Origin of the sequence: Tianweitania populi (genome assembly GCF_014652875.1) — a bacterium.
GTDB lineage: Bacteria > Pseudomonadota > Alphaproteobacteria > Rhizobiales > Rhizobiaceae > Tianweitania > Tianweitania populi.
Window position 1 is genome coordinate 1487964 of the sequence record NZ_BMZQ01000001.1, and the last position, 22748, is coordinate 1510711.

At 62.3% G+C, this 22748-nt stretch carries 17 protein-coding genes; 13 read left to right on the forward strand and 4 right to left on the reverse strand.

Going from position 1 to position 22748, the window contains the following annotated elements; genetic code table 11:
- Nucleotides 1–67 precede the first annotated feature (67 nt).
- A complete protein-coding gene (locus IE166_RS07280) occupies nucleotides 68–1990 on the reverse strand; it encodes a DUF882 domain-containing protein (protein WP_189502781.1) in 1923 nt (640 codons plus the stop codon).
- Nucleotides 1991–2302: 312 nt separating this feature from the next.
- Nucleotides 2303–3796, reverse strand: a complete 1494-nt coding sequence (locus IE166_RS07285; protein ID WP_189502782.1) for a sigma-54-dependent transcriptional regulator — start codon at nucleotides 3794–3796, stop codon at nucleotides 2303–2305.
- 224 nt (nucleotides 3797–4020) lie between these two features.
- Here IE166_RS07285 and IE166_RS07290 point away from each other — a divergent pair, with 224 nt between their 5' ends.
- The 10 genes from IE166_RS07290 (at nucleotide 4021) to IE166_RS07335 (ending at nucleotide 15844) form a co-directional block, all read left to right on the forward strand.
- Nucleotides 4021–5805, forward strand: a complete 1785-nt coding sequence (locus IE166_RS07290; RefSeq protein ID WP_189503287.1) for a M3 family oligoendopeptidase — start codon at nucleotides 4021–4023, stop codon at nucleotides 5803–5805.
- Nucleotides 5806–5830: 25 nt separating this feature from the next.
- A complete protein-coding gene (locus IE166_RS07295; protein WP_189502783.1) occupies nucleotides 5831–6973 on the forward strand; it encodes an aminodeoxychorismate synthase component I in 1143 nt (380 codons plus the stop codon).
- Entirely contained in the window at nucleotides 6922–7581 is a 660-nt protein-coding gene (locus IE166_RS07300) for an aminotransferase class IV family protein (protein WP_189502784.1), read from the forward strand. Before IE166_RS07295 ends, IE166_RS07300 begins: the two co-directional genes overlap by 52 nt.
- Before the next feature lie 104 nt (nucleotides 7582–7685).
- Nucleotides 7686–9134: a homospermidine synthase gene (locus IE166_RS07305; RefSeq protein WP_189502785.1), complete on the forward strand. Its 1449-nt coding sequence runs from the start codon at nucleotides 7686–7688 to the stop codon at nucleotides 9132–9134.
- Between the two features lie 95 nt (nucleotides 9135–9229).
- The gene (locus tag IE166_RS07310) at nucleotides 9230–9622 is read left to right on the forward strand and encodes a hypothetical protein (protein ID WP_189502786.1); all 393 of its coding nucleotides are present in this window, start codon (nucleotides 9230–9232) and stop codon (nucleotides 9620–9622) included.
- A 168-nt stretch (nucleotides 9623–9790) separates the two neighbouring features.
- Nucleotides 9791–11800: a 5'-nucleotidase C-terminal domain-containing protein gene (locus tag IE166_RS07315; protein WP_189502787.1), complete on the forward strand. Its 2010-nt coding sequence runs from the start codon at nucleotides 9791–9793 to the stop codon at nucleotides 11798–11800.
- Nucleotides 11801–11918: 118 nt separating this feature from the next.
- Nucleotides 11919–13019 (forward strand): ferrochelatase, encoded by a 1101-nt coding sequence (gene hemH / locus IE166_RS07320; RefSeq protein WP_189502788.1) that lies wholly within the window; start codon nucleotides 11919–11921, stop codon nucleotides 13017–13019.
- Nucleotides 13020–13110: 91 nt separating this feature from the next.
- Nucleotides 13111–14367 carry an NAD(P)/FAD-dependent oxidoreductase gene (locus IE166_RS07325; protein ID WP_189502789.1) on the forward strand — a complete coding sequence of 419 codons (1257 nt, stop codon included), beginning with the start codon at nucleotides 13111–13113 and terminating at the stop codon, nucleotides 14365–14367.
- A gap of 46 nt (nucleotides 14368–14413) precedes the next feature.
- Nucleotides 14414–15376, forward strand: a complete 963-nt coding sequence (locus IE166_RS07330; protein ID WP_189502790.1) for an SPFH domain-containing protein — start codon at nucleotides 14414–14416, stop codon at nucleotides 15374–15376.
- 9 nt (nucleotides 15377–15385) lie between these two features.
- Entirely contained in the window at nucleotides 15386–15844 is a 459-nt protein-coding gene (locus IE166_RS07335) for an NfeD family protein (protein WP_189502791.1), read from the forward strand.
- Here the strand turns inward: IE166_RS07335 and IE166_RS07340 are convergent.
- A complete protein-coding gene (locus IE166_RS07340; protein WP_244641353.1) occupies nucleotides 15841–16827 on the reverse strand; it encodes a KpsF/GutQ family sugar-phosphate isomerase in 987 nt (328 codons plus the stop codon). The genes IE166_RS07335 and IE166_RS07340 overlap by 4 nt on opposite strands.
- Before the next feature lie 138 nt (nucleotides 16828–16965).
- Between IE166_RS07340 and IE166_RS07345 the strand changes: the two genes are divergently transcribed.
- The 3 genes from IE166_RS07345 to IE166_RS07355 all read left to right on the forward strand — a co-directional run bounded on the left by IE166_RS07345 (nucleotide 16966) and on the right by IE166_RS07355 (nucleotide 21273).
- Nucleotides 16966–18666, forward strand: coding sequence for an outer membrane beta-barrel protein (locus IE166_RS07345; RefSeq protein WP_189502793.1), 1701 nt, complete (start codon nucleotides 16966–16968; stop codon nucleotides 18664–18666).
- A 121-nt stretch (nucleotides 18667–18787) separates the two neighbouring features.
- Nucleotides 18788–20020: a lytic murein transglycosylase gene (locus IE166_RS07350; protein ID WP_189502794.1), complete on the forward strand. Its 1233-nt coding sequence runs from the start codon at nucleotides 18788–18790 to the stop codon at nucleotides 20018–20020.
- 8 nt (nucleotides 20021–20028) lie between these two features.
- Nucleotides 20029–21273 carry an SGNH/GDSL hydrolase family protein gene (locus tag IE166_RS07355; protein WP_189502795.1) on the forward strand — a complete coding sequence of 415 codons (1245 nt, stop codon included), beginning with the start codon at nucleotides 20029–20031 and terminating at the stop codon, nucleotides 21271–21273.
- Between the two features lie 14 nt (nucleotides 21274–21287).
- Here the strand turns inward: IE166_RS07355 and IE166_RS07360 are convergent, their stop codons facing one another.
- Nucleotides 21288–22745, reverse strand: coding sequence for a glutamate synthase subunit beta (locus IE166_RS07360; RefSeq protein ID WP_189502796.1), 1458 nt, complete (start codon nucleotides 22743–22745; stop codon nucleotides 21288–21290).
- Nucleotides 22746–22748 lie beyond the last annotated feature (3 nt).

The following is a 22748-nucleotide window of genomic DNA, read 5'->3' on the forward strand; positions in this document are numbered from 1 at the left end:
CCGAACAGCAAAAAGGGCGGGACGCTTACGCATCCCGCCCTTTTTGTTTGCTGATGAAGCGAGCGTCTTAGTTCTGGTTGAACTGCGCGACGGGCAGGAACTCAACGGCCTTGCCGCTGAAGCGGTTGGCCTTGCGCGACAGGTCGGTCTGCTGGAAGCCTGAGGTATAGACCTCGCGCGGCGCGGTGCGAACGATATTGTAGGCGAAGGACGGTGCCTTGGTGCCGTTCGTGTTCTGCGCGACCTTCTCGCCGGACAGCGCCCAACGGGCCACGGAGGGTTCGGTCGGAACCGCAACCGACTTCGGCTCGGCCTTGCCCTGGCCGGCGCGGGGCTTGGAGCCCTTGTTGGTGGTCTTGACGCCGGAGTCGATCGTGCGGGCAATCGCCTGGTCAGGCTGGCGCTCAAGCATGGCAAGGCGCTGCGACGGCGCACCTTCGCTGCCGCTGAGGATGACTTCGTTGCGGGCAACGATCGGCGCCTGGCGCTCTTCCTGGGTGTCAGCCGCAGCCTGGCCGATGTCACGCGCCGTCATCGCAAAGCCAGGCTGACGTGCGCCGGGCCGCGCGGTGGGGACAGCGGCATAAGCGGTTGCCAGTTCCGAAGCCTGCTCCTGCGGCAGGCCGGCAATGCCGGTCGCCTCACTCGGATCGAGCGCACCCTTCTTTTCGGACGCAGCCACCAGGTCCTGAATGCTGATCCGGCCGGATTGAACGGCAGCAGCCGTGACCGACGGAGGCGCATCATCCACAACAGCGGCAGCAACGGTTGGTCCATCCGCCGGAACCTCACGTTCGGCATGGGCAATCAGCAGCGAAGTGGAGTCTGGCAGCGCGACGCCCTCAGGCTGGACCTGGTAGTCCGGACGCTGGGTGGGCAGCGGTACGTTGAAGGCGATGTCGGATTCCTGCTTGAACGGCGCATCCAGAACGGGCGCACCGCTGGTGGCGGCACCGGCGGCAATCGCCTCTTCAACGGCCTTCTTGGGATCAAGCGTCGGCGCGGCCGGCGCAAGTGCCGCCATCATGGCCGCCGAAGCGTCAGGCGTCGGCTGGCGCGGTGCAGCACCCGGCAAGGGGACGCCGCGAGCCGGCAAAGCTGCAATAATGGTTTCGGGCGTTTCCGGCTTTTCCTCGACAGCAGCAGGCTCAGGCTCAGCAGCAACGGCCGGAGCAGCTGGCGCGGTACGCGCAGCCGGAGCGGCGGCGACAGCTTCCGGCGCCTCCTGTTCAGCACGGCGGCTCGGTTGAGCGCGGCCATGCGGTGAGGCAGAAGCGACAACCGCTGGGCTGGAATCTTCTTCATCATCGGCGCCGCCACCAAAGAAGGCGGACAGGAAGCCACCGGACTTGCGACGGGTCGATTCGGACGCGAGCTGGATCGTGCTGCCATTGCGCTTGCGGGCTTCATAAGCGGCAAGAGCCTGCTGATAGCCGGGAAGCGGCTTGCCGTCGGACGGCACATGGATCGTGTCGCCCTTCGGGAACACAGCCATCAACTGGGAACGCGACATGCGCGGCCAATGGCGAACATTGCCGACGTCGAGATGCACGAAAGGCGAGCCGGAAGTCGGATAGAAACCAACGCCGCCCACGCCTTTGCGGAGGCCGAGTTCGCGCAGCTTGGAGAGCTTCACGTCGGGCAGATAGAAATCCATCGCCTTGCCGAGCATGTGCTGGCTCTTCTCGGCCACACCCGTGGTGCGGCTGCGGCCACGCAACATCGAGTTGGTTGCCGGCGACCTATAAGCGGAAATGACGGTGATGTAGGAACGCGAGCCGGACGCCTGATAAACCTCCCACACCAGATCGAGCAGCCGCGGATCCATCTTGGTGGATTCGTTACGGCGCCAATCGCGCAGGAACTTGTTGACCTGGGCCAGACCGGACGGAATGTATTTCCCGTTCTTCTTGAACGTGATTTCCGCCTTTTCATTCGTGTGAATGAAGTGGAGCTTGAGCGTACGGGTTTCAGCGGACGCCACGCTCATGCCGGAGCACAAACAGGCGACAATAAGGAACGACGCAGAAAGCCACTTGGGCAAGCCAAAGAAAATCGAGCGTTGAGCGTTCAATTTGCCGTCGGTCTTGGTCAAAATACTGCCTTGTCGGCTAGATGTCCCCGAGCACCGATGAGGACGACATTCGTGAATCGGTAACCACGATTGTCGATCCTAATGGTTAATCCATGCTTATTGAAGCCCAAATGCGGTTAGAGGATGGCGATGTCCACCCCTCGGGCCGATTATGGCAGGGATGGTAAAGCGTTTATTAGCAGGCGGTTGCGGCCGAGATCGGTGGCATCATGACGCAAGGCGTTCGTCCTGCTCGCTTTCGCCCTCGAGCCCATATTCCTTGAGCTTGCGGTAAAGCGTGGAGCGTCCGATGCCAAGCCGGCGCGCCACTTCGCTCATCTGGCCGTTATAATGATCCAGCGCGAGCCGGATCATTTCCCGTTCGATGTCTGCCAGCGCCCGGATCTCGCCGCGCTCGTCATGCGTGCGCATGAGCCCATACAGCGGCTGAGCCTCCGACGCACTCGGCGGCGGCGGTGATCTCAGAACAAGCGGCTTTGCTTGGGAGAAATCAACGGCATCGAGATCGATCTCGCCGAGCTGCGCGCGGATCTGCGGGAAGTCCGCCGGTGTGAGCAGGTGCCCATCGCTCAACACCAGCGCGCGGAAAACCGCGTTCTCCAGCTGGCGGATGTTGCCGGGCCAGTCATAAGCTTCGAGCATGGTCAGTGCGTCCGGCATGATGCCGGTCACCCGCCCGCGGGTTTCGCCCGCACTCAGCCGCTCGATGAAATGGCGCACCAGCAGCGCGATGTCTTCCGGCCGCTGCCGCAGCGGCGGCACCATGATCGGAAAGACGTTCAACCGATAAAACAGATCCTCGCGAAACAGCCCGTCCTTCACGCGCTGGATGAGATCGCGATGGGTGGCCGAGATCAGGCGGATATCGACCTTGATTGTCTGCTTGGAGCCGACCGGATCGACCTCGCCGGTCTGCACGGCGCGCAAAAGCTTGACCTGGATGTCGATCGGCAAATCGCCGATTTCGTCGAGAAACAGCGTGCCGCCATTGGCTTCCACGAATTTGCCGGCATGCTTTTCGGTGGCGCCCGTAAACGACCCCTTTTCGTGCCCGAACAGGATGCTTTCCACGAGATTGTCGGGGATCGCGCCGCAATTCACCGTGACGAACGGCCGTGAACGCCGGTCGCCGGTGCCCTGAATGGCGCGCGCCACCATCTCCTTGCCGACGCCGGATTCGCCTTCGATCAGGATCGGGATGTTGGATGCGGCAGCCTTCTGGCCGAGCCGCAGCACGCGATCCATGCTCGGGCTGCGGGTCACAAGGTCGCGGAACGTCAGCGCAGCCGCGGTTCCTCTGCGCCGTCTTTTCTGCTCGTCGCCGCGGCTTTCCACCTTCAGCGCGTTATTGACGGCATTGTGCAGCCGCTCCGGAGACGCGGGCTTCACCACGAAATCGAACGCGCCGGCGCGCATGGCGGCGACAACATTGTCGACCCCACCCTGCGCCGTCTGGACGATCACCGGCGCTTCGACGCTGCGCGCGGACAGTTCGCCGAGGACGGCAAGCCCGTCCATCCCCGGCATCACCATGTCCAGCACGATGATTGCAACGTCGCGGCCCTGCGCGCTGTCCAGAATGCTCAGCGCCGCCGCGCCGCCCTCGGCCACAAGCGTGCTGAAGCCGAACTTCGTCAGCGCGGCATCCACCAGTCGGCGTTGAACCGGATCGTCGTCAATGATGAGGACGGGGCCTGCCATTGTGGTGAGCCGTCACCTTTCACTCTATGCCAGCCGAGATTGGCTTATGGATCATATTGCCATTGCACCCTAAATAGCGGCTCAAGAAATCCGGTGAACAAAGCCTTATCCGCACCCTTGGATCAGGCTGTATGATGAGACGTCAGATGGCCAAGCCCTTTTCCCACTCCAGCCTGGAACCCTTGCAGGCAGCCTCGCCATCCAGCTCGGCGGCTTTGTCGGCAATGCCCTATCTCAGCGACCTGCCGGAATGGGATCTGACCGACCTCTACGCGTCCATGGACGCCCCCGCTCTCCAGGCCGACCTCAAGCGCGCCGCAGATGATGCCAAGAGCTTCGAAGCGGCGTGGAAGGGCAAGCTCGCAAGCGAAGCCGCCAACAAGACCGGCGGCGGACTGGGCCGCGCCATGAAGGATTATGAAGCGCTTGAGGAATTGCTGGGCAAGATCGGTGCCTATGCCAGCCTGATCTACGCAAGTGACACGGCTGATCCCCGTCGCGCCAAGCTCTACGGCGACATACATGAGAAGATGACGGATGCGAGTTCGCATTACCTTTTCTTCACGCTGGAGCTGAACCAGGTCGATGATCAGGCCATCGCCGATGCGCTCGATGCCGATCCGGCCTTCAACCATTACCGCCCTTGGGTGATCGACCTTCGTAAGGACAAGCCCTTCCAGCTCGAAGACCGCGTCGAGCAGCTGTTCCACGAAAAGTCCGTCACCGGCCGCAGCGCATGGAACCGCCTGTTCGACGAAACCATGACCGCGCTCCGCTTCACCGTGGATGGCGCCGAACTCACGCTGGAGCCGACCCTCAACCTCCTGCAGGATCCCGACCCGGCTCTGCGCCAGAAGGCATCGGAAGCGCTGGCGGAAACCTTCAAGGCCAACCTGCGCACCTTCAGCCTCATCACCAACACGCTCTCCAAGGATCGCGAAATCTCCGACCGTTGGCGCGGCTTCGAGGACATCGCCGACGCCCGCCACCTCGCCAACCGCGTCGAGCGCCCTGTGGTGGATGCACTCGCGCAAGCCGTGCAGGCCGCCTATCCCCGCTTGTCGCACCGCTATTATGCCTTGAAGGCGAAATGGCTCGGCATGGAGCAGATGAACAACTGGGACCGCAACGCGCCCCTGCCCGAAGCCCCCACCGCAACCATCGGTTGGGAAGACGCCAAGCAGACCGTTCTCTCAGCCTATAACCGCTTCGACCCCAAGATGGCGGACATCGCGCGCGACTTCTTCGACAAACGGTGGATCGACGCCGGCGTGCGCCCCGGCAAGGCGCCGGGCGCCTTCGCCCATCCGACGGTGCCTTCCGCGCATCCCTATGTGCTCCTGAATTACCAGGGCAAGCCGCGCGATGTGATGACGCTGGCGCATGAACTCGGCCATGGCGTACATCAGGTTCTGGCCGGAGGTCAGGGCGCGCTGATGGCCTCGACGCCGCTGACGCTCGCCGAAACCGCCTCCGTGTTCGGTGAGATGCTGACCTTCCGCTCCCTGCTCGATGGCACCACCGACCGTCGCGAGCGCAAGGCCATGCTGGCGCAGAAGGTCGAGGACATGATCAACACTGTCGTGCGCCAGATCGCCTTCTATTCCTTCGAGCGCAAGGTTCACACCGAGCGCAAGAACGGCGAACTCACCGCCGACCAGATCGGCCAGTTCTGGCTGGAAGTGCAGGCCGAAAGCCTGGGACCGGCGATCCGGTTGCGCGAGGGCTACGAGACCTTCTGGGCCTATGTCCCCCACTTCATCCACTCGCCTTTCTATGTCTATGCCTATGCCTTCGGCGACTGTTTGGTGAACTCGCTTTATGCGGTTTACCAGAATGCCGAGAGCGGCTTCCAGGCCAAGTATTTCGACATGCTGCGCGCCGGCGGCACCAAGCATCATTCGGAATTGCTGGCCCCGTTCGGCCTTGATGCCTCCGATCCGGCGTTCTGGAACAAGGGTCTGTCGGTGATAGAAGGGTTGATCGACGAGCTGGAAGCGATGGAATAAGCGCGTTCATCAACCGGGTCCAACCGTGCAGCCATTCGCCTTCTTCCGCGACGATCGCGCCGGCCGCTCGGTTTTGTTCGAACAACCGCGCGCGATCATCCGCGCGGACACGCCTGACGACTTCGACCGAGCCCTGGACCAACTCCAGGAAGCGCGTACCCAGCGCAAATGGCTGGCCGGCTTCTTCTCCTATGAAGCCGGCTACCTGCTTGAACCCAAGCTGCGCCCGCTCCTTCCGGAGAGCCGACGCGTTCCGCTCTGTCTTTTCGGCGTGTTCGATCACCCGGCAGAACGCGATCTCGCTCTTGAAGAGGCCCAGCCCACCAACGGCCCGATCTTCGACGCCCGCGCTTCATGGAGCGCCAAAGACTACCGCAAGCGCTTCGAGCGCGTGCACCGGCACTTACGCGAGGGCGACTGCTACCAGGTCAACCTCACCTTCCCCATCCACGCCCACTGGTCCGGCGATCCGGTCTCAGCCTTCGCAGCGCTTATCGCGCGCCAGCCCGTGAAATACGGCGCCCTCATCGATCTCGGTGGCCCGGTCATCCTGTCACGCTCGCCCGAACTGTTCTTCGAGATCGACCGCGACGGCTGGATCGAAACGCGGCCGATGAAGGGCACGGTCCCGCGCGGGCAAACGCCCGACGAAGACGAAAAACAGCGACACTTCCTCGTCCATGATCCGAAGAACAGGTCCGAAAACCGCATGATCGTGGATCTCCTGCGCAACGACGTCTCGCTGATCAGCGAAGTCGGCACGCTCGATGTGCCCGACCTGTTCAAGGTCGAAACCTATCCCACCCTGCACACAATGGTCAGCCGCGTACGCGCCAAACTGCTGCCCAACCGCAGCGTGCGCGACATCTTCACCGCGCTTTTTCCCTGCGGCTCCATCACAGGAGCGCCCAAAATCCGTGCCATGGAAGTCATCCGCTCGCTGGAAACCGAGCCGCGCGATGCCTATTGCGGCGCGATCGGCTGGATGGCGCCCGATGGCACGATGCGTTTCAACGTCGCGATCCGTACGGTCACCCTGCATCCAACCAGTGAGGCCGTTTACAATGTCGGCGGCGGGGTCGTGTTCGATTCCTCTGCTCAAGCGGAGTATGACGAATGTCTGTTGAAGGCGCGCTTCGCCACCGGCTCGATCCCACGGACTGCCTGATCGAAACCTTCCGTTACGAACCCGACCATGGCTTCCTCCGGCTCGATCGCCACCTTGATCGTCTCGAACGCTCGGCAGCCACCCTCGGCTTTCGCTTTGACCATACGGCGGTAAACCTCGTTCTGTCCGAGCTTCTGCGCGATCAGGACGCGCTTCGCGTGCGCCTGACGCTCGACAGCGCCGGCAACCCGGAAGCCACAACGCAAGCTTTTGTACCCCTGGCAAAGGACACGATCTGGACCCTGCGTCTGGCCGCAACGAAGCTGCCGAGCCACGACCCCCTGCTCGCGCACAAGACCACCCGCCGCGCCCTTTACGAGGCCGCACGCGCGGAGTTCGCTCAGCATGAGGCGCAGGAAGTCCTGCTCTGCAACGAACTTGGCGAACTGTGCGAAGGCACGATCACCAATCTCTTCGTGGATCGCGGCGACGGCATCCTCGCGACGCCGCCTTTGACATCGGGCCTGCTGCCCGGCGTGCTGCGCGGCGAACTGCTGACAAGCGGGCGCGCCATGGAACAGGTGCTTTTCCCAGCAGATCTGCAGCAAGGCCAGATCTATGTCGGCAACTCGCTGCGCGGCCTTATCGCAGCACGTTTGCTAAGTTGAACGGCCTTAACCAAAAGACCCTTTTGGCTGTCCGGGGTTTATTGTGACTGACTTCTATGGTGTAGGGTGGGGTCTTCCTCAACAGACACAGGAGTGTGCACAAAATGGCAGAAGCGAATTGGCCCATCCACGGCGAAATCACTGGCCCGATCGTGATGATCGGCTTCGGATCCATCGGGAGAGGCACGCTTCCGCTCATTGAGCGACACTTCAAATACGACAAGTCCCGCTTGGTCGTGATCGATCCCAAGGACACGGATCGCGCTTTGCTCGACGAGCGCGGCATCCGCTACATCCAGGACTCCGTCACCGCCAAGAACTACAAGAAGCTTCTGAAGCCGCTCCTCACCGAAGGCGGCGGCCAGGGCTTCTGCGTCAACCTGTCGGTCGATACGGGTTCGGTCGATCTGATGCGCCTCTGCCGCAAGCTCGGCGCGCTTTACATCGACACGGTAGTCGAGCCCTGGCTCGGCTTCTATTTCGACGACACGGTCGGCAACGAAGAGCGCACCAACTATGCGCTGCGCGAAACGATGAAGGCCGAGCAGGCTGCCCATCCCGGCGGAACCACGGCCGTATCCTGCTGCGGCGCCAATCCCGGCATGGTGTCCTGGTACGTCAAGCAGGCGCTGGTAAATCTGGCGACCGATCTCGGCATGGATTTCGCCGTTCCTTCGGCCGACGACCGCGCCGGCTGGGCCAAGCTCATGAAGAAGGCCGGCGTCCAGGGCATTCATATTGCCGAGCGCGACACACAACGCGCAAAAGATCCCAAGCCGTTCAACGTGTTCTGGAATACTTGGTCGGTGGAAGGCTTCGTGGCCGAAGGTTTGCAACCGGCTGAACTCGGATGGGGCACGCATGAAAAGTGGATGCCGAAGAATGCCGGCACGCTTGGCGACAAGGACCAGCCGCTCGGCATCTATCTCGACCAGCCAGGCGCCAACACGCGCGTGCGCACCTGGTGCCCGACGCCCGGCCCGCAATACGGCTTCCTCGTCACCCATAATGAAGCGATCTCGATCGCCGATTTCTTCACCTCCACGAACAAGAAGGGCGAGATCACCTATCGTCCGACCTGTCACTACGCCTACCATCCCTGCAATGACGCGGTACTGTCGCTGCACGAGATGTTCGGCGCGGCCGGCAAGGCGCAGGGCGAGTTCCACGTCTTGAATGAAAGCGAGCTGGTGGACGGCGTCGACGAGTTGGGCGTTTTGCTCTACGGCCACGACAAGAACGCCTACTGGTACGGTTCGCGCCTGTCGCTGGAAGAAGCGCGCAAGCTCGCGCCCTACCAGAATGCGACCGGCCTTCAGGTGACTTCGGCCGTTCTGGCCGGCATGGTCTGGGCGCTGGAAAATCCGGAAGCCGGCATCGTCGATACGGACGAGATGGACTTCAAGCGCTGCCTTGAGGTTCAGAAGCCGTATCTCGGCCCTGTGGAAGGTCACTACACCGACTGGACCCCGCTGGATGGTCGTCCCGGCCTGTTCCCGGAAGATCTCGACACCAAGGATCCCTGGCAGTTCCGGAACATTCTGGTTCGCTAATCATTCATCGCGGAGGCCGCGCGGAGTCGCGCGGCCATCCGAATCATGCGACAGGGGCGTCAACCCCGATCGTCTCTTATTCAGAGGATGAACTGATGCGCCTCGCACCTTCGCTTCGCCTGTTGTCCGCACTCACTTTGGCTGCCGCTGTTGCGGGCTGCGTTGGCGGCGGTGATGGCGGCTCGGGCGGTCGTATGGGTTCAGGCCCCATGCTCAAGCAGGTCAGCGTCGACGGCTCCTGGGTCGATGAAAGCGGCGTTGGCGTATCCACCTTCTCCAATGGCGCCTTCTCGACCACTGCCGCGGACAATGGCAGCCGTTTGTCGGAAGGCACCTATCGATACAATGGCGCCAGCGTGGTGGCGATCACCGGCACCTCGCTGATCCGTCAGCAGCCGATCGCCTTCAACTGCAACATCGCATCCAGCAATCAGCTGAATTGCACCAGCGCCGAAGGCAACCGCTTCGTCCTGACCCGCCGCACCTAAGCAGCACGTCACCGACGAATTTTGAAAGCCGGCTCATCTTTGGGCCGGCTTTTCTGCGTTAGGGCTTGCCAGTCATCCAGCCCGATGGAAACATGGCCGCTCGCGGAATGCTGTAGCACGATCGACAAAAAGAGCGGCTACAACCAGGGACCCAGCGGAGACACGCCGATGAAGAAACTCACACTTCTTGCCGCTCTTTCGACCTCGATCCTCGGCCTCTCGGCCGGCGCTTCGTGGGCCGACTACACGCTGAACATCCTGCATATCAACGACTGGCACAGCCGGATCGAAGGCAACAACAAATACGAGTCCACCTGCTCGCAGGAAGAAAAGGACAAGGGCGAGTGCATCGGCGGCGCAGCGCGTCTCGTCACCGCAATCCGCCAACAGCGTGAAGCCCTCAATGGGCAGAACGTGCTCGTGCTGGATGCCGGCGACAACTATCAGGGCTCGCTGTTCTTCCAGACCTATCACGGCGACGTCGAAACCGAGTTCTCGAACCTCATCAAGTTCGACGCCATGACCGTCGGCAACCACGAATTCGACGACGGCGAAGACGGCCTGATGCGCCTCCTCGACAAGGCCCAATTCCCCGTCCTCGGCGCCAACGTCAAGCCGAACGCGCAGTCCAAGGTCGGCGACAAGTTGAAGCCCAGCACGGTGGTCGAGATCGGCGGCCAGAAGATCGGCATCGTCGGCATCGTCACCACCGACACACCGGATGTAGCGACACCCGGCCCCAACCTCGCTTTCGAGGATGATGTCGAAGCCGTGAAGCGTGAGGTCAAGGCGCTGACCGATCAGGGCGTCAACAAGATCGTTGCGCTCACCCATGTCGGCTATGTCCGGGATCGCGACACCATCGCCAAAATCCCCGGCGTCGACGTGGTGGTCGGCGGCCATTCGCACACCTTCCTGTCGAACACCGATGACAAGGCCGAAGGTCCTTACCCCACCATGGTCGATGGTGCCGACGGCCAGAAGGTACCGGTCGTCACGGCTGCCTCCTATTCTAAGTATCTCGGCAAATTGACCGTCGTCTTTGACGATAATGGCGTTCCAAAACAGGCAAATGGCGACCCCATTTACCTGGATAAATCCATCCCCGAAGACGAAGGCGTGCTGAAACGCGTCGCCGAACTTGGCGGTCCGATCGAGGAATTGAAGAACAAGCAGGTCGGCGAGTTCACGGCAGCAGTCGATGGAAGTCGCGAAACCTGCCGTGCCCAGGAATGCGCCATGGGCAACCTGATCGCCGACGCGATCCTGGATCGCACCAAGGATCAAGGCGTCACCATCGCCCTCCAGAACGGCGGCGGCATTCGCGCCTCTATCGACAGTGGCCCAGTCACCATGGGCGAAGTGCTGACCGTCCTGCCCTTCCAGAACACGATCGCGACTTTCCAGCTATCCGGCAAGGATCTCAGGGACTCGCTGGAAGCCGGCCTGTCGGAGATCGAGGAAGGCAAGGGCAAGTTCCCGCAAGTCGCTGGCATCAAATACACATTCGACAAATCCGTCGCCCCGAACGGTGGTCGCCTGAAGTCCATCGAGGTCAAGGACGGCGGCGCTTGGGCCGCGCTCGATCCCGCAAAGACCTACACCATCGCCACCAACAACTTCGTGCGCACCGGGGGCGACGGCTACAAGCTCTTCGCCGACAAAGCCGAAAACGCCTATGATTTCGGCCCGAGCCTCGAACAGGTCCTGGCCGACTACATCACAGCCCACAGCCCCTACACCCCCGCCCTCGACGGCCGCATCACCCTGGCGCAAGCCGGCACGACCCAAGCCCCCGCCAGCGAACCGGCCGCAACGCCGGCTCCGTCGCAACCTACAGCCGCCGAAACAACAACCCCAGCGCCCACCACCCCGCCCGCCGACCTGACCCCACCCTCGTCAGGACCTTCGGCAGAACCGTCCGCAACACCCCCACCGGCGGCAACAACGACTGAGCCAGCTCAGCCCTCGCAAAGCAGTGCAACGACCGAACCGGGCTCGTCTTCCATCACCGCTGGTGGCACCCACACGATCGTCCAGGGCGACACGTTGTGGGACATTGCCGAAGCCGCTTATGGCGACGGCACCCAATGGCGCCGAATCCAGCGCGCAAATCCCGGCTTGCAGGTTCATCGCCTGTTTGTCGGCACGGAGCTGCAGATTCCCGGAAGAAATTGACGCGTTTGCGGAAAAAATGGCCGCCAAACCGGTAAAAAGCGGCGCTGACATCCCGCTTTTTCCGGCTTTTTCCGTCCCCGCTTCCATTTGCAGCATTGATTGGCGGCGGTGAAACCGTATGTCTGCTCCAGAATCTTCGAAGGAGCATCAAGCGGTGGTATCAACTGCGACGGGCCTGGATCGTCCGGCTTCCAAGGCAACCGGCCCCCTGCCCGCCAACCATCCCGCCCTCGCGCCGGATCGGGTCGGCGTTCTCTTGGTCAATCTCGGAACGCCCGACGGCACCGACCAGAAGTCGATGTGGCGCTATCTCCGCGAGTTCCTGTCCGATCCGCGCGTCATCGAACTGAACAAAGCTGTATGGTATCCAATACTTTACGGCGCAGTTCTCACCACGCGGCCGAAGAAGTCCGGCGAGAATTACGCCCGCATCTGGAACCGCGAAAAGGACGAGTCGCCCCTGCGCACCTTCACGCGCTCCCAAGCCGAAAAGCTGGCGGAAAGCTTCAAGGGCGAGCCTGTCGTCGTCGAATACGGCATGCGCTACGGCAACCCCTCCATCGCCTCCGCCGTCGAGCGCCTGCGCACCGCCGGCTGCAAGCGCATCATGATGGCTGCGCTCTACCCGCAATACTCGGCCACTACCACCGCCACCGCCAGCGACCAACTGTTCCGCGCCCTCATGGACCTGCGCGACATGCCGGCGATCCGCACATTGCCGGCCTATCATGACGAACCCGTCTATATCGATGCTCTCGCCCGTTCGATCGAGACCCATCTGGCAACCCTGTCTTTCGAGCCGGAAGTTGTGATCGCCTCCTATCATGGCATTCCGAAAGCCTATTTCGAGAAGGGTGACCCCTATCATTGCCACTGCCAGAAGACCTCGCGCCTGCTGCGTGAACGTCTCGGCTGGGACGAGAAGAAACTGATGACCACCTTCCAATCGCGCTTCGGCGCGCAGGAATGGCTGCAGCCTTACACCGACAAGACCGTCGAGCGGCTGGCCAAGGAAGGCGTGAACTCCATCGCCATCCTGAATCCCGGCTTCTCTGTCGATTGCATCGAAACGCTGGACGAGATCGGCCGTGAAGTGCGCGAGGAGTTCGAGCATGCCGGCGGAAAGAACTTCTCGCACATCCCCTGCTTGAACGATTCCGCCGATGGAATGCGCGTCGTGGAGCAGATCGTTCGGCGCGAGCTGGAAGGCTGGTTGTAAGCGCTTTCTTAGGTTTGGCTGGAAACTGTCAGGACTATCGGGAACGTCTCCGAGCAACATAGGTTTAAGCCGACCTTCGGAGACGACCTTCATGACACGGCATCTGGATCTGCGCGGCGGCAAACCCGTATGGGTGACTTACAAGGCCCCCGAGGTGCCGGTTCATGAGCTAACGCGCGATGCCAAATGCGATGTTCTGATCGTTGGCATGGGCATTTCCGGCGCCATGATGGCCGAAAGCCTGACCGACGCAGGCTTCTCCGTGATCGTCATCGACCGGCGCGATGGTGCCATGCTCGGCTCCACGCCGGCGACCACGGCATTGGTGCAGTTCGAAATCGATCAGCCGCTGTCAACCTTGTCGAAGAAGCTCGGTACGGCGAAAGCCGAACAAGCCTGGCGGCGATCGCGCAATGCGGTTGCCAATCTGCAGGCGCGCATCGAAGATCTCGGCATCCCCTGCGATCATGAACCGCGCAACTCGCTTTTCATCGTGGGCGACGTCATGGACGCAGATGCGTTGAAGGCTGAGGCAGACATGCGTCGTGCGGCGGGCATCTATTCCCGTTTCCTGAACGCTTCGGAGCTGAGCCATGAATTCGGTCTCGAGCGCGAAGGTGCCATCCTGTCCTTCGACAATCTTGCCATCAACCCGCGCAAACTGACCGCCCACCTCCATCTAAAAGCGATCGAACGCGGCGCCCGCTATTTCGCGCCGGTCGAGGCTGTGGAGGTGAAAGACAGCTGCGACGGCGTTGAGGTGACAACCGATAGCGGCCACACGATCTCCGCCGATCATCTCGTGCTCGCGACCGGCTACGAACTGCTCGATCCCGCTCCGCAATCCGGCCACAAGATCATCTCGACCTGGGCTATCGCCACCGAACCGCAGCCAGAAAACCTGTGGCCGAAGGAGACCTTCATCTGGGAAGCGTCCGACCCCTATCTCTACCTGCGCACGCTGCCGGACGGTCGCGTCATCTGTGGCGGTGAAGACGAGGATTTCACCGACGAAGACAAGCGCGATGCCATGCTGCAGGAAAAGACGGAACGCATTTCCGCCAAGATGAAGGCCCTGATGCCGAAGCTCGATACAAAGCCCGCTTTCCGCTGGTCAGGCTCCTTCGGGGTTACCGAAACCGGCCTGCCCTGGATCGGCGCTTTGCCCAGCCATCCCCGCATCTTTTCCATGATGGGCTATGGTGGCAACGGCATCACCTACTCGCGTATCGGCGTTGAGTTGGTGACCGGTGCGCTGACCGGCAACCCCGACAGCGATGCCGATCTGTTTGCATTCACCTCCGGTGTCAGCTTGATCCGCCGACTGATACCAACTGCCTTGGCGTAAGCCCCCGTTTAGATTAGACCTCCTGCATTCTTGGTTGGAGGTCTGAATGTTCGGCGGATTTGACATCGTCATCATCGTGCTTGCGATCCTGGTGCTCCTGCTGATCTTTGCAGGCATCAAGACGGTTCCGCAGGGCAACAACTACACGGTCGAGCGCTTTGGCCGTTATACCCGCACTTTGACGCCGGGCCTGAACCTCATCGTTCCCTTCGTTGACCGCATCGGCGCGCGGTTGAACATGATGGAACAGGTGCTGGATGTTCCCACCCAGGAAGTCATCACCCGCGACAACGCCATCGTCGCCGTGGACGGCGTCGCCTTCTACCAGGTGCTGAACGCCGCCCAGGCTGCCTATCAGGTGGCCGGTCTGCAGAACGCCATTCTCAACCTGACCATGACCAACATCCGCACCGTCATGGGCTCGATGGATTTGGACGAGCTTCTGTCCAACCGCGACGCCATCAACGAGCGCCTGTTGCGCGTGGTGGATCAGGCCGCACACCCCTGGGGCATCAAGGTCACCCGCGTCGAAATCAAGGACATCAACCCGCCCGCAAACCTCGTGGATTCCATGGCGCGTCAGATGATGGCCGAGCGTAACAAGCGCGCGCAAATCCTTGAGGCCGAAGGTTTGAAGCAGGCGCAGGTTCTGGAAGCCGAAGGCCGCAAGGAAGCGGCGTTCCGCGATGCCGAAGCCCGCGAGCGCTCCGCCGAGGCCGAAGCGCGCGCCACGCAGGTCGTGTCGGAAGCCATCGCGCAGGGTGACGTGCAGGCCATCAACTACTTCGTGGCCCAGCGTTACACCGAGGCCATGGCAAAGATCGGCACCTCGCCCAATTCCAAGATCGTGCTGATGCCGTTCGAGGCGTCGTCGCTGATCGGCTCGCTTGGCGGCATCGGATCGATCGCCAAGGAACTATTCGGGGATAATACGTCCGACGGACCAACGCCCCGCCGGGGCAATCCCTCGCGCCCGCCGCGCGTCGTCATTCCGCCACAGCAGGACTGAGGACCAGGCATGATTGCGCGCGCGATAGCCGAACTCGGCCCCTGGGGCTGGATCCTGCTCGGCATGGTCCTGCTCGGGTTGGAAATCGCCCTGCCCGGCGTTTACCTGCTGTGGAGCGGCATCGCCGCCATCATCATCGGCGCGCTGTCCTTCCTGTTGTGGGACACAGGTCTTTGGACCTGGCACGTGCAGGTCGTGCTGTTTTTGGCTTTGTCGCTGCTCGCAGCCTTCGTCGGCAGCCGCTATGTGGGCATTCACGGCACGAACAGCGATGAGCCCTTCCTCAACCAGCCCGGCAATCAGCTGATCGGCCGTACTGCCGTGCTGCGCGAGCCGATCACCGAGGGACGCGGCCGCATCCAGCTTGGCGATACGATGTGGCTGGTTCAGGGTCCGGATCTCGCAGCCGGCAACCGCGTCAAGGTCACCGGCGTGCGTGGGTCCGAACTGATCGTGGAAGCGGCTTAGGCCACTCCGACGCGCAGCAGATCGTGGAAATGCACGATCCCGACCGCCCGTTCATCTTCCACTACCACCAACGCGCTGATCTTGAGATCTTCCAGAAGGCCGATCGCTGCTCCCGCCAGCGTGTCCGGGCGAACGCTCTTCGGCTCGCGCGTCATGATGTCGTCCACAGTCAGCGCCGACATGTCGCGATCGATGTGACGCGCGATATCGCCGTCTGTGACGATCCCCGCCAAACGCCCGTCCTCTTCCAGCACGCACACGCAGCCGAAACGGTGCTGCGATAAGGTCATCACCGCCTCGCGCAGCGGTGTGCCGAGCTTGGCAACCGGGATCGCATCGCCGCGATGCATGAGATCGCGCACCTGGGTAAGATTCGCGCCGAGCTTGCCGCCGGGATGGAAGGTGCGGAAGTGGTCGGCCGTGAAGCCTCGCGCTTCCAACAGCGCAATCGCCAGCGCATCGCCGATCACCAGCTGCATCAGGGTCGACGTGGTCGGCGCCAGACCATGCGGACAGGCTTCCGCGACCTTCGGCAAAGCGAGAACCACCGTGGCTTCCCGTGCCAAGGCAGACTCGGTCCCTGCCGTCATGGCGATCAGCGGAATGTCGAAGCGGCGGGCATAATTCACGATGCCCTTGAGCTCCGCGCTTTCGCCTGACCACGACATGGCAAGAATGATGTCGTTCGGCCCGATCATGCCGAGATCGCCATGGTTGGCTTCCACGGGATGCACGAAGAAGGCCGGGGTGCCGGTCGACGCGAAGGTCGCTGCCAGCTTGGTGCCGATATGGCCGCTTTTGCCGATGCCGGTGACGATCAGGCGCCCGGTGATGCCGCGGATGAGGGCAAGCGATTTCTCAAATGGTTCGGACAGGCCATTCTCGAGCGCGGCTTTCAAGGCCGCGACGCCCGCCATCTCTGTGGTCACCGTACGCAGGGCGGACAGAAGGCCATCGCCGTGCGTGTTCGTTCTGGAGCTCATATCGTTCATGCGCGCGGCTTAGCGCTTTCGCCAAACGCTGTCCAATAAAGCAAAGTGGTCGTCCGAAAGGATTGTTTAACCAAGCCTGTTTACGGTTCTGTAATCCTCGCGATGCGCGCGGATGGGGCAGATCCGAGAATGTCGCAGGCAAGAAGTCATTCGCAAGGCAAGGCAAGGCGTTCATTCGCGCTTGTGCTGGCATCGGCCACCGCGCTCGGTGCGATGAGCCTTGTCGCGCCCTTGTTTGCGCAAAGCACGGGCTTGCGCACCGGCACGAACACGAATGCCGACCGGCCATTCGCCTCGACCCGCACCGCGCTCGAGCAGATCGCGGATGCGCCTGTCTACCAGCCGACGAGCGAAGGCGCCCTGCCGGATGATTCGCAGTCGTCCTCGGACGCTGCCGCCAACTCGTCCTCCATCTTCGACGACACCAACCCCAGCGATCCCTTCGCCAACACTACGCCTGACCTGCGCACCACGCCGGCTACACCGGCAACCCCTGCTGACCCCGCTCAGCCAAGCGGCAGCCAGGCAGGCCGCGCTGCCACGGCGGCGACGGCAGAAGGCCAGGAAGGCACCAGTGGCGAGGCGATCACGGCGCTGCCGGCCGAGCGTCAGCTCAGGCTAACGACGGACCCTGTCGACCTTGGCCGCAACGAACGCGCCATTGCGGTCGACGAGCGCCGTCGGACCTTCGAGGAAACGCCCTATGCGCCCGTCGGTTTGCGCGCGGGCAAGTTCCTGCTGTTTCCGACCTTGGAACAGGGCATCACCGCTACCAACAATGCGGATTCCAGTTCGGACGGCAAATCCGCCGTTCTTTCCGAAACCACGCTTCGTGTGAGCGCGACGTCGGACTGGTCCCGCCATTCTGCCAACCTCAGCGGCTTCGGCACCTATCGCAAGACGATCAGCGGCGACGAGGTCGAAACCCTTTATGGCGGCTTGAACTCCGGGCTTCAGCTCGATCTCGCCAATGCCTACACGCTTAACGCCACCGCCAACTATCTGGTGACGCCGGAATCCGCGACCTCGCCGGTGCAGATCGAGGGGACGCTGGATGAACCGATCCGCCAGACCATCGACGGAAGCCTTGGCCTGAGCAAGAACTTCGGTCCGCTGCAACTGACCGGCACCGGCCGCATCGAGCTCGACATCTATGGCGACGCCGATCTTTCCACCGGCGGAACGATCTCGCAAAAGGACCGCAACTCCACGCTTGCCGCCTTCGTGTTGCGCACCGGCTGGGAATTGTCGCCTGCTCTGACGCCCTTCGTTGAAGCCGAAATCGGCAAGCGCTTCTACGACAACAAGGTCGATTCTGCCGGCTATAGGCGCTCAGGCATCCGCAGCGGCATTCGCGGCGGCCTCGAAATCGACATTGCGGAAAAGTGGACCGGCGAAATCTCGGCCGGCTGGATCGCCGAGAATTTCGATGATGACCGGCTGCGCACTTTGTCCGGCGCCAGCTTCGATGCCGATTTGATCTGGTCACCGATGCGCGGCACGACCGTGGCTTTGAACGGCAACACGACGGTCGAAGGCACGACCTCACCCGGTGAATCCGGCTCGGTTCTGTACTCCGCCGCCCTGTCAGCCACACGCGAACTGCGCGCCAATCTCACCGGCAATGCCTCGGTCGGATTGGGCATGCGCGACTTCAAGGATCTCGACAGCCGCGAAATCATCTGGAACACGGAAGCCAGCCTGACCTACTGGTTCAACCGTTACGCAGGCCTCACCGGCCGTGCGCGTTACGAGCAGATCAGCAGCGACCTGCAATCCCGTGACATGGACGCCGCAAGCGTATTCGTTGGGATCAAGCTTCAACGCTGATCACGTTGCTGCGAGCAAATCGAAAATTTGCCGCTATCCCATCCCAAACCCATTCATGGTAAACCCTCTGATAACTCCCATCAGCCAAGGTGATCCCACGCCCTGATTGAAGGAAATGCCGATGCCCGCCATTCGCCGCACCGCCACACGCTTCCTGAGCCTCGCTTTGGCCGCCAGCCTGGCCATGCCGATGACGCTGGCCGCGCAACAGCCTGCGCATGCCGACGCTGGCTTCCAGCGCTGGGTGCAGAGCTTCAAGGCAACGGCTGCCAAGAACGGCATTTCGGGCCGCACCTTCGATCGCGCCTTCCGCAATGTCCGCGACATCGATCCGGAAGTGCTGGAAAAGGCGACCTATCAGCCGGAATTCACGGCACCTGTCTGGGACTATTTCGACAACCGCATCAATGAGCATTCGGTGGGCGTAGGCCGCCAGATGGCGCGGCAGTGGAAGCCTTGGCTCGATCGCATCGAAAAGGCCTATGGCGTCGATCGCAACATCCTGCTCGCGATCTGGTCGATGGAATCGAACTACGGCGAGATCCTGAAGAACGACAAGGTGATGCGCAACGTCGTGCGCTCGTTGGCCACCCTCGCTTATGCCGACAAACGCCGCGCCAAGTTCGGCCGCGATCAGCTGATTGCCGCGCTGAAAATCCTGGAAAGCGGCGACATCGACGAGAGCCATCTGAGCGGCTCGTGGGCCGGCGCGATGGGCCACACTCAGTTCATCCCCTCTAGCTACCTTGCTTACGCGCAGGATGCCGATGGCAACGGCAAGCGCGACATCTGGAACTCCGTGCCGGACGCACTGGCGACCGCTGCCAACCTGTTGCGCAAAAATGGCTGGCAGAGCGGCCAGACCTGGGGCTACGAGGTCACTTTGCCGGAAGGTCGCAAGTTCCCCGGCGGGTCCATTTCACTTGGCAAGTGGGACGAGCTCGGCGTCACCCGTGCCAACGGCAAGCCCTTCCCCCGCGGCAACCAGAATGCCGAGCTGAAGCTGCCGGACGGTCGCGGCGGCCCGGCCTTCCTGATGACCAAGAACTTCTTCGTCATCAAACGCTACAACAACGCCGATAAGTATGCGCTGGCTGTCGGCCTTCTTGCCGACCAGATCGCCGGCTACGGGCCTACCGTGAAGGACTGGAACCGGCCTTTCACGCGGCTGAGCTTCGAGGAAACGCAGGAATTGCAGAAGCGGCTGACCATGAACGGCTATTATGATGGCAAGATCGACGGCAAGATCGGCGAAAGCTCGCGTGCCGCGATCCGCGCCTTCCAGGAACGTCGCGGCCTGGAAGCCGACGGTCATCCGAGCAAGGAAGTTCTGACCACACTCCGGGGTCGTTGAGGCTGAACGTGCAGGCAGCGGGTTCGATCAAGCAGTGTCTCCGTTGCCTGTTCGGCGTTCTGGCAGCCGGCGTCATGCTCGTCATGCCGCCGCTCGAGCCACAAAGGGCAAGCGCGCAGGCTTTTGATGGCGCGGCCGTGCGCGAGCTTTATCGTCGCAACCAGCGCGAGCGCATGCAGCAACAGCCGATGCAGCAAGCACCGGCGCAGATCGTGCGACCTGCTGCGCCGCAGAAGCCCCGCACCACGCCTCGCCGCACCCAGCCCGCAACGCCGCCCGCCCCTGCAGCGGTCGAAAAACTCGCCGCTGCCAAGGTCGTGCTGGTGATCGGCGACTTCATGGCCAGCGGCGTGGCCGAGGGCTTGAGCGAGATGTTTGCGCAGGACGCCGGCATTCGAGTCGTGGATCGCGCCAACGGTTCATCTGGCATCGTGCGCGAAGACCATTACAACTGGCCTGGCGAGATCGGCGGCATCCTCGATCAGGACAAGCCGGCCGCAGTGGTCGTGATGCTCGGCTCCAACGATCGCCAGCAGATGAAGGCGGGTGACGAGCGGCTTGAGCCGCGCAGCGACGGCTGGATGAAGGAATATACGCGGCGCGCGACAGCCCTCGCGACAGCCGTGGAAAGCCGCGGTATTCCGGTGATCTGGGTTGGCATGCCGCCTTTCCGGCAGGCGTCGCTGACATCGGACATGCTGGCCTATAACGATGTATTCAAAGCCGTGTCTGCGACGGCGGAAGCCGACTATGTCGATATCTGGGACGGCTTCGTGGATGAAAACGGCGCCTTCGTCACAACCGGTCCAGACATGAACGGACAACAGGCGCGGTTGCGCGGCAGCGATGGCATCAACCTCACTGCCGCCGGCAAGCGCAAGATCGCCTTTTATGCCGAAAAGCCTCTGCGTCGTGTGTTGGGAAGCGGCAGCGGCGATGCGATCGGCCTGATCGGTCCCGCTTATACGCCGGGTGCCGACCTCAGGCCCGGCGCTGAAGACAAGATCCGCATCGTGCGCACCGTGCCGATCTCGCTGACCGATCCGGAGCTCGATGGCGGCACGACCTTGCTTGGCGGAGACACCACACCATCAGCCGGCACGGCGGCCGACATCCAGATGCGTGAGCAGCGCGAGGCCGGCACCCAGACCGGCCGAGCCGATGACTTCGCCGGCAAGGCAGACGCTGCGAAATCCGCTCCCGAAGGCACTGCATCCATCACGCCGCCGGCAACTGCACCAGCCGCACAGTAAGTGGACTGCCGCGCTTAGCGCGGCAGGACCGAAGCGCCCATCAGATCCACGTCGATGGAATGCGCGGCCTGACGGCCCTCACGGATCGCCCAAACCACCAGCGATTGCCCACGCCGCACATCACCGGCCGCATAGAGCTTGTTGATGTTGGTACGGTAGTTGCGATCATTGGCAACGACATTCACCGAGCGGCGGCTGTCCTGAGACAGGGTCAGGCGTTCGCCAAGATCGCTCAGCACGCCTTCACTTGTGATCGGGCCGGCAAAGCCGATGGCAACGAAAGCGAGATCGGCGCGGATCAGGAACTCGGTGCCGGCAATCGGCTTGCGTCGGTCATCGACCTCGCAGCATTTCACGCCGATCAGGTGCCCATCCTCGCCGACGAATTCCAGTGTCGCAACCTGAAACTCGCGCTGCGCGCCTTCAGCCTGTGACGACGACACCCGCATCTTGGTGGCCCAATAAGGCCATACCGCCAGCTTGTCTTCGCGCTCCGGCGGCATGGGGCGGATGTCGAGCTGCGTCACACGTACCGCGCCCTGACGGAACGCCGTGCCGACGCAGTCCGACGCTGTATCGCCGCCGCCCACCACAACGACATGCTTGCCACCCGCAACGATCGGCTCCGAGGCCCAGGCCGTCGAGCGAATATCCTCACCTCCGACGCGCTTGTTCTGCTGCACGAGATACGGCATCGCATCATGCACGCCTGCCAGTTCCGTACCCGGAATGCCGGCGGGGCGCGGGTTCTCCGAACCGCCGCAATACAGCACCGCGTCATGCTCTTCGATCAGCGCATCCACGGTCTTGTCCACGCCCACATTGACGCTGCAGTGGAAGATCACGCCCTCGCCCTGCATCTGCTCGACGCGGCGATCGATGGTGCTCTTCTCCATCTTGAAGTCGGGAATGCCGAAGCGCAGCAAACCGCCGGGCTTGGACTCGCGCTCGAACACGTGCACGTCATGCCCCGCACGCGCCAGCTGCTGCGCTGCCGCCAGACCGGCCGGTCCCGAACCGATAACGGCAACCGACTTGCCGGTCTTCACCTCGGCAGGCTGCGGGCGGATCAAGCCCATCAGATAGGCCTTATCGGCAATCGCCTGTTCCACCGTCTTGATGGCGACCGGCATGTCTTCGAGGTTCAGCGTGCAGGCTTCCTCGCAGGGCGCCGGGCAGATGCGGCCGGTCCATTCCGGGAAATTATTGGTGGAGTGCAGGTTACGGATCGCCCCTTCCCAGTCACCGCCATAAACCAGATCGTTCCAGTCCGGGATCTGGTTATGGACCGGGCAGCCCGTTGGCCCATGGCAATAAGGCACGCCGCAATCCATGCAGCGCGCAGCCTGTTTTTCGACTTCCCGATCCGACATCGGCAGCGTGAATTCACGGAAGTGCCGAATACGATCAGAGGCCGGCTGGTACTTCGGCACCTGCCGGTCGATCTCGAGAAAGCCTGTAACCTTACCCATCGT

Coding starts and splice junctions, on each gene's coding strand:
- IE166_RS07330 (WP_189502790.1), top strand. CDS start 14,414: ATGTTCGGCGGATTTGACATCGTCATCATCGTGCTTGCGATCCTGGTG.
- IE166_RS07325 (WP_189502789.1), top strand. CDS start 13,111: ATGACACGGCATCTGGATCTGCGCGGCGGCAAACCCGTATGGGTGACT.
- IE166_RS07285 (WP_189502782.1), bottom strand. CDS start 3,796: ATGGCAGGCCCCGTCCTCATCATTGACGACGATCCGGTTCAACGCCGA.
- IE166_RS07280 (WP_189502781.1), bottom strand. CDS start 1,990: ATGAGCGTGGCGTCCGCTGAAACCCGTACGCTCAAGCTCCACTTCATT.
- IE166_RS07350 (WP_189502794.1), top strand. CDS start 18,788: ATGCCCGCCATTCGCCGCACCGCCACACGCTTCCTGAGCCTCGCTTTG.
- IE166_RS07335 (WP_189502791.1), top strand. CDS start 15,386: ATGATTGCGCGCGCGATAGCCGAACTCGGCCCCTGGGGCTGGATCCTG.
- IE166_RS07305 (WP_189502785.1), top strand. CDS start 7,686: ATGGCAGAAGCGAATTGGCCCATCCACGGCGAAATCACTGGCCCGATC.
- IE166_RS07340 (WP_244641353.1), bottom strand. CDS start 16,827: ATGAGCTCCAGAACGAACACGCACGGCGATGGCCTTCTGTCCGCCCTG.
- IE166_RS07310 (WP_189502786.1), top strand. CDS start 9,230: ATGCGCCTCGCACCTTCGCTTCGCCTGTTGTCCGCACTCACTTTGGCT.
- IE166_RS07315 (WP_189502787.1), top strand. CDS start 9,791: ATGAAGAAACTCACACTTCTTGCCGCTCTTTCGACCTCGATCCTCGGC.
- hemH (WP_189502788.1), top strand. CDS start 11,919: ATGTCTGCTCCAGAATCTTCGAAGGAGCATCAAGCGGTGGTATCAACT.
- IE166_RS07345 (WP_189502793.1), top strand. CDS start 16,966: ATGTCGCAGGCAAGAAGTCATTCGCAAGGCAAGGCAAGGCGTTCATTC.
- IE166_RS07360 (WP_189502796.1), bottom strand. CDS start 22,745: ATGGGTAAGGTTACAGGCTTTCTCGAGATCGACCGGCAGGTGCCGAAG.
- IE166_RS07290 (WP_189503287.1), top strand. CDS start 4,021: ATGCCCTATCTCAGCGACCTGCCGGAATGGGATCTGACCGACCTCTAC.
- IE166_RS07300 (WP_189502784.1), top strand. CDS start 6,922: ATGTCTGTTGAAGGCGCGCTTCGCCACCGGCTCGATCCCACGGACTGC.